Source organism: Streptomyces sp. NPDC052496, from assembly GCF_040679095.1.
Taxonomy (GTDB): Bacteria; Actinomycetota; Actinomycetes; order Streptomycetales; family Streptomycetaceae; genus Streptomyces.
In genome coordinates, this window is sequence record NZ_JBFAUH010000017.1 from 96,709 (window position 1) to 109,789 (window position 13,081).

The 13,081-nt window shown below is 68.4% G+C and carries 7 protein-coding genes; 2 read left to right on the forward strand and 5 right to left on the reverse strand.

All coding sequences use genetic code 11. The features are described 5' to 3' along the window. Positions 1-90: 90 nt before the first annotated feature. From AB0L45_RS23030 to ngcE, 4 genes are all read right to left on the reverse strand, one after another. Positions 91-1,371, reverse strand: coding sequence for an ROK family transcriptional regulator (locus tag AB0L45_RS23030; RefSeq protein WP_365842744.1), 1,281 nt, complete (start codon positions 1,369-1,371; stop codon positions 91-93). Positions 1,372-1,635: 264 nt separating this feature from the next. Beyond that, entirely contained in the window at positions 1,636-2,544 is a 909-nt protein-coding gene (locus tag AB0L45_RS23035; RefSeq protein WP_365842745.1) for a carbohydrate ABC transporter permease, read from the reverse strand. After that, the gene (locus AB0L45_RS23040; protein WP_365842747.1) at positions 2,544-3,467 is read right to left on the reverse strand and encodes a sugar ABC transporter permease; all 924 of its coding nucleotides are present in this window, start codon (positions 3,465-3,467) and stop codon (positions 2,544-2,546) included. Before AB0L45_RS23040 ends, AB0L45_RS23035 begins: the two co-directional genes overlap by 1 nt. 70 nt (positions 3,468-3,537) lie before the next feature. Then, positions 3,538-4,980 (reverse strand): N-acetylglucosamine/diacetylchitobiose ABC transporter substrate-binding protein, encoded by a 1,443-nt coding sequence (ngcE, locus tag AB0L45_RS23045; protein WP_365842749.1) that lies wholly within the window; start codon positions 4,978-4,980, stop codon positions 3,538-3,540. A gap of 522 nt (positions 4,981-5,502) precedes the next feature. On the opposite strand from ngcE, the gene AB0L45_RS23050 reads away from it, so the two are divergent. Both AB0L45_RS23050 and AB0L45_RS23055 read left to right on the forward strand, forming a co-directional pair. Then, positions 5,503-8,826, forward strand: coding sequence for a GH92 family glycosyl hydrolase (locus AB0L45_RS23050; protein WP_365842751.1), 3,324 nt, complete (start codon positions 5,503-5,505; stop codon positions 8,824-8,826). 115 nt (positions 8,827-8,941) lie between these two features. Then, on the forward strand, positions 8,942-9,898 hold the full coding sequence (locus AB0L45_RS23055; RefSeq protein ID WP_365842753.1) for a VCBS repeat-containing protein: 957 nt from the start codon (positions 8,942-8,944) through the stop codon (positions 9,896-9,898). Positions 9,899-10,102: 204 nt separating this feature from the next. Here AB0L45_RS23055 and acnA read toward each other — a convergent pair whose 3' ends face one another. Beyond that, on the reverse strand, positions 10,103-12,820 hold the full coding sequence (gene acnA / locus AB0L45_RS23060) for an aconitate hydratase AcnA (RefSeq protein WP_365842755.1): 2,718 nt from the start codon (positions 12,818-12,820) through the stop codon (positions 10,103-10,105). Positions 12,821-13,081 lie beyond the last annotated feature (261 nt).

A 13,081-nucleotide genomic window follows, 5' to 3' on the forward strand; every position in this document is an offset into this window, starting at 1 on the left:
GGAGTAAATACTTAACGAGATGACAACGGTGCCATGCGTTAGCTGTGTGAACTCAGCGTGCCGCGTATACGGCAGCATGCCCCGTGTACGTCAGGCAATGGCAGAGGCACCGGTGCCGTCGGCGGCGGCATGCCCGCTCGCGACCGCGGGCACACCGGGGACCGCCCGCCCGCCCGGCTGCGGGCCGCCCTCGGCGGGCAGCGTGCCGTCCAGCAGCGTCGAGTCGCCCATCTCGCTCAGTACGAGCGCGAGCGCGCCCAGCACCTCGGCGCGCCCCCCGAGCGTCCCCGGCACGATCCCCAACTGCCGCGCGGCGCTGGGGATCGCGTACCGCGACACCGACTCCCTTATCGGCCCCAGCACCAGCTCCCCGGCCTCCGCCAGATCACCGCCGAGCACCACCCGGCTCGGGTTGAGCAGGTTGCACAGATTGGCCACGCCGCTGCCGATGTGCCGCCCCACGTCGGCGATCACCCGGCGGCAGCCCGGATCGCCCTCCCGGGCCAGCCGGACCACCTCCGCCATGGTCAGGTCGGGCCCGTGGCTGGGCTGGAGCAGCGGGAGCACGTACCGGGCGGCGGTGAAGGTCTCCAGGCATCCGCGGTTGCCGCAGCGGCAGACCGGCCCGGACTCGTCCAGGGTGATGTGCCCGATCTCGCCGGCCGTGCCGCCGGGCCCCCGGTAGATCTGGCCGCTGATGACCAGGCCCGCGCCGACGCCGCTGGCGACCTTGATGTACGCCAGGTCGGCGGCGCCGCGTCCGCTGCCCCAGACCAGCTCGCCCAGCGCGCCGAGGTTGGCGTCGTTGTCGACGTACACACCGACACCGAGCCGGCCGGACAGCTCCTCGCTCGGATTCGTACCGCTCCAGCCCGGCAGGATGGCGGTCGAGCCGAGCGTGCCGGACTCCACGTCGATGGGGCCCGGGACGCCGAGGCCGACGCCGATGACCTTGCCGGCGTCCACGCCGGTCGCCTCGACCAGCCGGTTGACCAGGCGCTCGGCCCGGTCGAAGCCCTCCGCCGCGGAGGCGTCCACGTCGATCGGCTCGGTCTCCTCGGCGAGCACCTGGTGGGCGAGGTTGCCGACCGCGACCCGCAGGTGCGAATGGCCGAAGTCGACGCCCACCACGATCCCGGCGTCGCCGGAGAGCGAGACGCTGCGGGCCCGGCGGCCGCCGGCCGAGGTCGGCGTGACATCGACGGTCCCGGCGTCCTTCAGTTCCCGAACGATGTTGGAGACCGTGGCCGCCGACAGACCGGTACTCCGGGCGATCTCCGCCTGGGTGAGCGAACCCGCCATGCGCACCGCGCGTACGACCCGCTCAAGATTGGCCCGGTGCAGCGAGGACTGCGAACCCGGAGTCTCCATCGACTCATCCACTCCCGCCTGTAGCGCCCGGCACGACGACCGGTCGCCGGCCGGGCCACACCGACGGGCCCGGCTTGTCTCCAACATGTGAATCTAAGCTGACGTGCCCGGGTCCGGTTACGTCAAGTCCTCGACCGGGTGCACCGGGCCTGTGGCCAAAACCCGGCCGTCCGGCGCGCCACTGCGGCCCCCGCGGGACGGCGGGGGCCGCAGGGCCGTTCGGTGTACGGCGTGCCGGTACGGGCGCGCACGCCGGCGCACGGGCTACTTCAGGGCGCCCGCCGTCAGGCCCGCCACCACCTGCCGCTGGAAGATGATGTACGCGCCGAGCACCGGCAGCATGGCGATGGTCAGGCCCGCGAACAGCCCCGACCAGTCGCCCTTGTACCCCTGGCTGACCGCCAGCGCGACCAGGCCCTGGGTCAGCACCTTCTTGTCCGGATCACCGACGTTGAGCACCGTCGGCAGCAGGTACTGGTTCCACTGCCCCAGGAAGTTGAAGATGCCGACGCTGATCAGGCCCGGCTTCGCCATCGGCAGCATGACCTGGAAGAACGTGCGCGTGTGGGACGCGCCGTCGATGAGCGCGGCCTCCGCCACCGACGTCGGCAGCGTCTTGAAGAACCCGCTGAGGAAGAAGACGGTGAACGGCAGCGAGTAGGCGATGTAGACCAGGATCAGGCCGTGGTAGGTGTCCAGCAGGGCCATGTTCTTCATGACGAAGAACAGCGGGACCAGCGCCAGGATGATCGGGAACCCCATCCCGCCCACGAACAGGAAGTAGATGAACCGGTTGCCCGGGAAGTCGAACCGGGCCAGCACGTACGCCGCCATCGCCCCCAGCAGCATGGTGCCGATCAGCGACCCGCCGACCACGATCAGCGAGTTGAAGAAGTACTGGCCCATGTTGGCCTTGTCCCAGGCGCGCGCCCAGTTGTCGAAGTGCAGCGCCGACGGCAGGCCCCAGGGCGAGCCGAAGATCTCCCCGTCGTCCTTGAAGGAGCTGACCACCGCCCACAGCAGCGGCATGGTGACCAGCAGGCCCCAGATGACCAGGACGCCGTGCGAGAAGACGTTCAGGACCCGGCCTTCACCGCTCCCGCTGTCCTTCGTCCCCTTGCCGTCCGCGCTGCCCGGCCCCGTCACGGCCGGAGGCTCGGTCTGCACGCTCATCAGAACTCCAGTCGCTCACGCCGGCCCAGCCGCATGACGACGGCCGAGAAGATCAGGGTCACTATCAGCAGCGAGACGCCGATCGAGGTGGCGTAACCGGCCTGACCGTCGCGGAAGGTCTTCTGATAGACGTACAGCGGCAGCACCTCGGTGGAGTAGTCGGGGCCGCCGGGACCGACGCTCATGATCTGCACGAACGCGAAGGCCGACACGTCCAGGGCCAGAATGCCCATGTAGATCCAGCCGGTCTGCACCGTGTCCCAGAGCAGCGGCAGGGTGATCCGGAAGAACGTGTTGAAGCGGTTGGCGCCGTCCAGCAGCGCGGCCTCGTAGAAGTCCTTCGGTATGGAACTCATGCCGGCCGAGAAGAGCACGACGTAGAAGCCGACATTGGCCCAGATCATCGCGCCCATGATGCACCACAGGGCGAGCTGCGGATCCCCCAGCCAGTCGGGCTGCACGCTGTCCAGTCCGATCGCCTGGAAGAACGCGTTCAGCGCGCCGCTCTCCGGGTTGTACGCGAACTGGAAGAGCAGGGCGACGATCGGGATCGACAGCACCTGCGGGAAGAAATAGAGGATCTTGTACGTGCCCGAGCCGCGCACACCGCCGATGACCGCCTTCCTCCTGCGGCGGCCACCGACGTTGAGCATGAAGGCGAAGAAGAGCCCGAGCGAGAGCGTCACCACCGGCAGCAGCAGCAACAGCGTCACACTGTTTCCCACCGAGGCCCAGAAGACGCTGTCCTTGAAGAGGCGCGTGTAGTTGTCGAACCCGACCATTTTCATGTCCGAGCTCAGGCCGGTCCAGTCCGTGAAGGAGTAGTAGATCGCCTGCACGAACGGCGATATCACGAAGATCGCGTATATCGCCAGCGGGAGGACCAAGAACCCTGCTATGAAGCGGTACTTACCGTGCTGCATGACTACCGATCCCGTTCTTTCCCCGCGACTGCCGTAAAGGCCACCGCTGGTGACGCGTGAGGTGCACCGGTCAGCGCTGGTACTTCTTGACACTGCTGTCGTCGCGCGTCTCGTCCGCGTACTTCTGGATCTTGTTGATCGCCTCGTCGGGAGTCATCCGGCCCGCCATCATCTCGCCCAGCGCGCCGACGCCGATCTTCTCCTTCTGCAGCGCCACGTACCAGTCCTGGATCCGCGGGTTGACGATGTTCTTGCCGGCCTGCTCCAGCGCCTGCTGCGCCGAGGCCAGACCCGGGGGCAGCTTCAGGCCCTCCGTACCGCCGTTGAGCGAGGTGAGCGAGGAGACCTGCTTGATGAAGTTCTGCGAGGACTTCTTGCTGAGCATGATGCGCAGCATCTCCATGCCGCCGGGCACGTTCTTGGCCTGCTTGGGCACGATGTACGGCTCGCCGCCGGAGGCCCAGATGGTGCCGAACGGCATCTTGTCCGAGCCGGAGAGGCTGGACGGCGCGCCGACCGAGAGCTGGAAGTCCGGGTTCTTCTCGATCTGCTGGGCCGACTCGTTCTCCACCCACGACCCGTTGGGTATGAACAGCGCCTTGCCCTCGGCCCACGCCTTCTGCGACTGGAGGTGGTCCAGGCCCGGCGATCCCTTGAGGACGTAGCCCTTCTTGTACAGCTCGTAGTACGCGTCGAAGGCGGCCTTGACGGCCGGGTCCTTCCAGGCGTTCGGCTCCAGGTTGTCGATCTTCCGGAGCACCTCTTCGCCGCCGATCTTGGCGATGAAGGGGTAGAGGCTGAAGGGCAGGTAGTACGGGTACTTGCCGGGGTAGGTCCACCCGGCGACGCCCTTCTTCTTCGCCTTCTCGCACACGGCGAGCATTTCGTCCCAGGTCTTCGGGTATTCCGCGTCGGCGACCTTCTGGAGGTTGGTCTTGGAGTACCAGACGCCGTAGACCGTGTACGCGTAGTACATGATCCAGGTTTCCTTGCCGCCGAACTGGCCCATCTCCACGACGCCGGGGCGCAGCGTGTCGCGCACCTTCTTGTCCGGGTCGTCGATCGACGGGGCGTCGAGCAGCGGGGTGAGGTCGGCGAGCTGGTTCTTGGACACGAGCGTGCCGAAGTCCATCTGCTCGGCACCGGAGTTGTCCACCAGGTCCGGCGGGTTGCCGCCGTTGAACCGCGGCTGGAGGGTGGACTGGATCTTCTGGGTGGAGGCGAGTTTGACCTTGCCCTTGGTCTTCGGGAAGGCGGCGATGTATTCGGCCCGGGCGTCCTTGGCGTATTTGTCGCCGAATCCGCCGTCGAAGATGACGACGTCGAGGGCGGCGCTGTCATTGACCGCCAGCGGATTCTTGGCGGACTTCTGCCCCTTCTCGGCCTTCTCGCCGCCGTCACCGCCACTGCTCGCACACGCCGACAGCGCGCTCATGGCCGGTACGGTGACGATTCCGAGCGCCGCGGCCCGCTTGATCAGGTCGCGACGGCTGAAATCTGAGGTGGATCCCATGCGCAAGTCCTCGCCTTCTTCAGGACTCAGGCGGTGTACCGGAGCCACCCCGGCACCGCGGGTCAGATGAAGCTGAGTTGTACGGGATGTGCACCGGGCACGCCAGAGAAGTGCGGGGCCGATTTCTTGTGCTGCCCCGCAGGTCCCCCCGGGTCCGCGACGGCGTTCGCACAGTCGCTCGGACGCCGACAGGTATAGTCCACTTCACGTCAACTCGGCAAGATCGTAAGCAAGTTCGGCCCGCCATCTTTCCCGAGTTGAGACCTCGCCGGTATGCGTCGCCGCCACCGGAAACTTCTGGCCGCCGCACCCGGGCGCACCCTTGACAACAAAGGCCTCACGCACCTTACTTATCTCTGCATTACGCAGCTGACAACGATGTCAGCATCGTGTGAATGTCGCCTTCGTTGAGAGGTACGCGTGCGGCTCAGACACCGGCACAGACCCCTGCCCGGCACGGCCCGCCCCGTCGCACTCGCGGCCGCGGCCCTGCTCGTCCTGACGGCCTACTCCCCTGCCGCCATGGCTGCACCGCAAAAGCCCCCGGCGGACCGGCAGTTCAGCTCCTCCTTCGAAGCCGGTGATCCGCTGCCGGACTGGCGGGACACCGTCGAGACCGGCCCCGACGGCACCGGTAGGACCTCCGGGGTGGGCCCGGAGAGCGGCCCGGGTACCGGCATGAGCAGCCACCCCGACTCCGGCCCCACCGCCTCCCCCACCGCCAGGACGAACGCCGGCTTCAGCGGGCTGCGCGCGCTGCGGTACGCGGGCACGCACACCGCGGCCGGCCGCGGCTACTCGTACAACAAGGTCTTCGACGTCGACGTGCCCGTCACGCCCGCGACCTCGCTGTCGTACAAGGTCTTCCCCGAGATGGCCGCCACCGACCTGGGCTACCCCGCCACCCATGTCGCGCTGGACCTGGCCTTCACCGACGGCACCTACCTCAGCGAGCTGCGCGCCACCGACCAGAACGGCGCCCCGCTGACCCCGCGCGGCCAGGCCGCCGCCAAGACGCTGTACGTCAACCAGTGGAACCACCGTCAGTCGCGCATCGGCGCGGTGGCCGCGGGCAAGACCGTCGACCGGATCCTGGTCGCGTACGACGCCCCCGCCGCGCCGAAGGCGAGCCCGGTCTTCCGCGGCTGGGTGGACGACATCACCCTGGGCCCCGAGGCCCGGCAGCGGCCGCCCGCCCACCTGTCCGACCACGTGGCGACCACCCGCGGCACGAACTCCAGCGGCAGCTTCTCGCGCGGCAACACCTTCCCCGCCACCGCCGTGCCGCACGGCTTCACCTTCTGGACGCCGGTGACCGACGCGGGCTCCACCGACTGGCTGTACGAGTACGCGCGGAAGAACAACGCCGCCAACCTGCCCACCCTCCAGGCGTTCGCCGCCAGCCACGAACCGAGCCCCTGGATGGGCGACCGGCAGACCTTCCAGGTCATGCCCTCCACCGCCGCCGGCACCCCGGACGCCGGCCGCGCCGCCCGCGCCCTGCCCTTCCACCACGCCGCCGAGACGGCGAAGCCGCACCACTACGGTGTCACCTTCGACAACGGCCTCAAGGCGGACATCGCCCCGACGGACCACGCGGCGCTGATGCGCTTCACCTTCCCCGGCGACGACGCGAACCTGATCTTCGACAACGTCAACAACAACGGCGGTCTCACCCTGGACGCCGCACGGGGCGTCGTCACCGGCTTCTCCGACGTCCGGAGCAATCTGTCCGTCGGCGCCACCCGGCTGTTCGTGTACGGCGTGCTCGACGCGCCGGTGACCGCGGGCGGCAAGCTCAGCGGCGGCGGGGGCCCGGACGTCACGGGTTACCTGAAGCTGCGGCCCGGCGCCGACCGTACGGTCACGCTGCGCCTCGCCACCTCCCTGATCGGCGTCGACCAGGCGCGCGCGAACCTGGAGCGGGAGATTCCGGCGGGCGACTCCTTCGAGCGGGTCAGGGACCGCGCGCGTGCCCAGTGGGACGGGATTCTCGGCCGTATCGAGGTCGAGGGCGCGAGCCGGGACCGCTTGGTCACCCTCTACTCCAACCTCTACCGGCTCTACCTCTACCCCAACTCCGGGTACGAGCAGGTGGGCGCGCGCACCCGGTACGCGAGCCCGTTCTCGCCGCGCACCGGTCCGGACACCCCGACGCGCACCGGCGCGAAGATCGTCGACGGCGAGGTGTACGTCAACAACGGTTTCTGGGACACCTATCGGACCACATGGCCCGCCTATTCCCTGCTCACTCCGGGACAGGCGGGGAAAATGGCCGACGGCTTCGTCCAGCAGTACAAGGACGGCGGCTGGATCTCCCGCTGGTCCTCCCCCGGCTACGCCGACCTGATGACCGGCACCAGTTCGGACGTGGCCTTCGCCGACGCGTACGCGAAAGGCGTGCGGTTCGATGCCGCCGCTGCCTATGACGCGGCGGTCAAGAACGCCACCGCCGCCCCGCCCAGCCCCGGTGTCGGCCGTAAGGGCATGACCACCTCGCCCTTCCGCGGCTACACGAGCACGGACACCAAGGAAGGCATGTCCTGGGCGCTGGAGGGTTACCTCAACGATTACGGCATCGCCCGCATGGGACAGGCGCTGTACGAGAAGACGAAGAAGCCGCGCTACAAGGAGGAGTCCGCGTACTTCCTCAACCGCGCCCGCAACTACGTCAAGCACTTCGACAGCACGGTCGGTTTCTTCCAGGGCAAGGACGCGTCCGGCAACTGGCGGCTTCCTCCCGACCGGTTCGACCCGCGCGTCTGGGGCCACGACTACACCGAGACCAATGCCTGGACCTTCGCCTTCACCGCGCCGCAGGACACCCGCGGCCTGGCCAACCTGTACGGCGGCCGGGCGGGCCTGGCGAAGAAGCTGGACGCGTACTTCGCCACCCCGGAAACCGCGGCGAAGGAATTCGCCGGCTCGTACAACAACGTCATCCACGAGATGACCGAGGCCCGGGACACCCGGATGGGCATGTACGGGCACAGCAACCAGCCGTCGCACCACATCGCGTACGTCTATGACGCCGCCGGGCAGCCGTGGAAGACGCAGGAGAAGGTCCGCGAGGTCCTCTCCCGCCTGTATCTGGGCAGCGAGCTCGGCCAGGGGTATCCGGGCGACGAGGACAACGGCGAGATGTCCGCGTGGTACGTCTTCAGCGCGCTCGGGTTCTATCCGCTGGTGATGGGATCGCCCGAATACGCGGTCGGCTCGCCGCTGTTCACCAAGGCCACCGTCCATCTGGAGAACGGCCGCGATCTCGTCGTCGAGGCGCCGCGCAACAGCGCCCGCAATGTCTACGTGCAGGGCCTGCGGGTCAACGGAAAGCCCTGGAATTCCACCGCGCTGCCGCACTCCCTGATCGCCCGCGGCGGCACCCTGGAATTCGCGATGGGGCCGCGCCCCTCCGCCTGGGGCACCGGCAAGAACGCGGCACCATCGTCCCTCACCCGTGACGACCGGGTGCCCACGCCGGACGGCGACCTGACCACGCCGGGCAGCGGCCCCCTCCTGGACGACACTTCGGACACCACGGCGTCCTTCACGTCGGTCCCGGTCACCCTGCCATCAGCGGCGCGGCCGACCTCGTACACCCTCACCTCGGCGGCGAAGGCCGACGCTCCCGCCTCCTGGGTGCTGGAGGGCCGGGACCGCCGTGGGAAGTGGCGGACGCTCGACCGGCGGAGCGGCGAATCCTTCGCCTGGGACCGGCAGACCCGGGTCTTCAGCATCAGAACGCCCGGTACGTACACCCATTACCGCCTGACGCCGTCACGCCGGGCCGACTTGGCAGAGGTTGAACTGATCGGCCCGACAAAACGCGCTTACCGGGCCAACTGATCAGACCACCCGCAAATCAGTTGACATGTGAAGGGCTTGTGCAAAGATCCTGAGGATCCCGCGACGCACTCATGTGGGTGCGTCGCGCCTCATCACCTGTCAAATGGAGAATTACGTGGCCAAACTTCCCGGCCGTAAGCGTGGGCGCGCCCTGTCGCGTCTGGCTGTCGCGGCGGTCGCCGCCGCCCTGGTCGGCACCAGTGCCTCAGCCGCGGTGGCGGACGCGCCGGCTCCCGCCCCCATGAAGAACCTGCACAGCAAGCTGGCGCAGGCGGCGCCGAAGGCCGGTGCCGGTGCGCACGCCAAGACGCGCGCCACGGCCGGTGCCAGGGCGCAGACCGCCACCCCCGTGTTCGGCCTCTTCGGTGTCGAGCGCTCCTCCGGCTTCCTCTACCAGTACACCCTGGACGGCCGCGGCGGGCTCGACGAGCGCATGTTCGTCACGGCGAACTGGGACCTGTTCAAGGCCGCTTCCCCGGTCGACAACAACGACGACGGCGACCGCGACGGCATGTGGGCGTGGGACAACGCCGGCAACCTGTACTTCAACTCGGCCACCGAGAACCGTACGGTCGGCGGCGGCTGGAACATCTACAACAAGATCCTGTCGCCGGGCAACCTGGGCGGCGGCACCGCGTACGACGTGCTCGCCCGCGACAAGTCGGGCGTGCTGTGGCTCTACCTCGGCTACGACAACGGCAAGGTCGACCCGCGCGTCAAGATCGGCGCCGGGTGGGGTGCCTACACCGAGATATCCGGCAAGGGCGACCTGACCGGTGACGGCAAGGCCGACATCGTGGCCCGGGACTCCTCCGGCGTGCTGTGGCTCTACGAGGGCACCGGCAACTACAAGGCGCCCTTCGCCCCGCGTGTCAAGATCGGTGCGGGCTGGAACGCGTACAACGCCCTGGTCTCCACGGGTGACGTGGACCTGGACGGCCGCGCGGACATGATCGCCCGTGGCACGGACGGCACGCTGTGGCTCTACAAGGGCACCGGCAACGCCTCGGCCCCGTTCGCGCCGCGCGAGCAGATCGGCTTCGGCTACAACACCTACAGCTGGATGTTCTAGTCCGCAGGCCACCGGCAGCCGGGAGACTCCGGTCGGCCGTAGGCCGGTGAGGTGATGGTGCGACGCGTCCTTCGGGGCGCGTCGCACTGCTTTGCCCGGCGGACCGGCCGGGCCACGCGCCGTCCGTACGCGACGAGGGCCGCACCCCCGGCTGGGGGTGCGGCCCTCGTGCTGCACCCGCTCACACGGAGCGGGCCGGGTGCGTCACTTGCGGATCAGCGAGCGCAGCACGTACTGCATGATGCCGCCGTTGCGGTAGTAGTCCGCCTCGCCGGGGGTGTCGATGCGCACCTTGGCGTCGAACTCCACGTCGCCGGCCTTGACCTTGACGGTCTCCGGGATGCCGCCGTCGTTCAGGGCGGTGACACCGGTGATGTCGAAGGTCTCCTCGCCGGTCAGGCCCAGCGACTGCGCCGAGGCGCCCTCGGGGAACTGGAGCGGCAGGACGCCCATGCCGATCAGGTTCGAGCGGTGGATGCGCTCGTAGGACTCGGCGATGACGGCCTTGACGCCGAGCAGCGCGGTGCCCTTGGCCGCCCAGTCGCGGGACGAGCCGGAGCCGTACTCCTTGCCGGCCAGGATGACCAGCGGGATGCCGGCCGCCTGGTAGTTCTGCGACGCGTCGTAGATGAAGGAGACCGGGCCGCCGTCCTGCGTGAAGTCACGCGTGAAGCCGCCCTCGGTGCCCGGCGCGATCTGGTTGCGCAGGCGGATGTTGGCGAACGTACCGCGGATCATGACCTCGTGGTTGCCGCGGCGCGAGCCGTAGCTGTTGAAGTCGCGGCGCTCGACGCCGTGCTCCGTGAGGTACTGACCGGCCGGGGTGTCGGCCTTGATCGCACCGGCCGGGGAGATGTGGTCGGTGGTGACCGAGTCGCCCAGCTTGGCCAGCACGCGGGCGCCCTGGACGTCGGTGACCGGGCTGGTCTCCATCGTCATGCCCTCGAAGTACGGGGGCTTGCGGACGTAGGTGGACTCGCTGTCCCACTCGAAGGTGTTGCCGGTCGGGATCGGCAGCGCCTGCCACTGGGCGTCGCCCGCGAAGACGTCCTCGTACGACTTGGAGAACATGTCCTCGCCGATGGCGTTGGCCACGACGTCGTTGACCTCGGCCTCGGAGGGCCAGATGTCCTTCAGGTAGACCGGGTTGCCGTCCTGGTCGGTGCCCAGCGCCTCGGTGGTGATGTCCACCTTCATGGAGCCGGCGATGGCGTACGCGACGACCAGCGGCGGGGACGCCAGGTAGTTCATCTTGACGTCGGGGTTGATCCGGCCCTCGAAGTTGCGGTTGCCGGAGAGCACCGAGGTGACCGCGAGGTCGGCCTCGTTGATCGCCTTCGAGATCTCCTCGTCCAGCGGACCGGAGTTGCCGATGCAGGTGGTGCAGCCGTAGCCGACCAGGTTGAAGCCCAGCTTGTCCAGGTAGGGCGTCAGGTTCGCCTTGTCGAAGTAGTCCGTGACGACCTTCGAGCCGGGGGCGAGGGTGGTCTTGACCCAGGGCTTGCGGGACAGGCCCTTCTCGACCGCCTTCTTGGCCACCAGCGCGGCGGCGACCATGACGTAGGGGTTCGAGGTGTTGGTGCAGGAGGTGATCGCGGCGACCGTGACGGCGCCGTGGTCGATCTCGAACACCGAACCGTCGGCCGCGACGACCTGGGTCGGCTTGCTGGGCGTGCCGTTGGAGACCGCCGGGGCGTCGGAGGCCGGGAAGGACTCCTTGCCCGCCTCGTCGAGGTCGGCCTCGCTGACGTAGTTGCGCACGTCCTGCGCGAACTGCTGGGCGGCCTCGGCCAGGACGATGCGGTCCTGCGGGCGCTTGGGGCCGGCGATCGACGGGACGACCGTCGACAGGTCCAGCTCCAGCTTCTCGGAGAAGTCCGGCTCGGCGGCCGGGTCCAGCCACAGGCCCTGCTCCTTGGCGTACGCCTCCACGAGCGCGACCTGCTGCTCGGAGCGGCCGGTGAGCTTGAGGTAGTTCAGCGTCTCGTCGTCGATCGGGAAGATCGCGGCGGTGGAGCCGAACTCCGGCGACATGTTGCCGATGGTGGCGCGGTTGGCGAGCGAGGTGGCGGCGACGCCCTCGCCGTAGAACTCGACGAACTTGCCGACGACGCCGTGCTTGCGCAGCATCTCGGTGATGGTGAGCACCAGGTCGGTGGCGGTGGTGCCGGGCTTGAGCTCACCGGTCAGCTTGAAGCCGACGACGCGCGGGATGAGCATGGAGACCGGCTGGCCCAGCATCGCGGCCTCGGCCTCGATGCCGCCGACGCCCCAGCCCAGCACACCGAGGCCGTTGACCATGGTGGTGTGCGAGTCGGTGCCGACGAGGGTGTCGGGGTAGGCCTGACCGTTGCGGGTCATGACCGTACGGGCCAGGTGCTCGATGTTGACCTGGTGGACGATGCCGGTGCCGGGCGGGACGACCTTGAACTCGTCGAAGGCGGTCTGGCCCCAGCGCAGGAACTGGTAGCGCTCCTTGTTGCGGCCGTACTCCAGCTCCACGTTCTGCTGGAAGGCGTTGGCGGTGCCGAACTTGTCGGCGATGACGGAGTGGTCGATGACCAGCTCGGCCGGGGCCAGCGGGTTGATCTTCGCCGGGTCGCCGCCCAGCTCCTTGACGGCCTCACGCATGGTGGCCAGGTCCACGACACAGGGCACACCGGTGAAGTCCTGCATGATCACGCGGGCCGGCGTGAACTGGATCTCCTGGCTGGGCTGCGCCTGGGAGTCCCAGCCGCCCAGCGCACGGATGTGGTCGGCGGTGATGTTCGCGCCGTCCTCGGTGCGGAGCAGGTTCTCCAGCAGCACCTTCAGGCTGTAGGGAAGGCGGGCGGAGCCCTCGACCTTGTCCAGCCTGAAGATCTCGTACGACTCGTCGCCCACCTGCAGCGTGCTGCGGGCGTCGAAGCTGTTCGCCGACACGACAGTCTCCTTCAATGCATGATTCGCGCGTACCACCGCAATCCTGCCGTCACAGATCCTTGCCGATCAGCTAAGGTAAGGCTAAGTTAGGCAAGCCTTACTAGCGCGGCAGCGGTACGCCTCCCGGCAGATATCTCGATGTCGAGATAACTCTAGTACATCCCTGCCCTGCGGTCATGCGCGCCCGGCCCGTCCTGTCTCAGTGGAGCTGGGGCAGTCCCGGTCTTTCTGGTGCATCGGTGGCCGCGTCCCAGTCTTTCT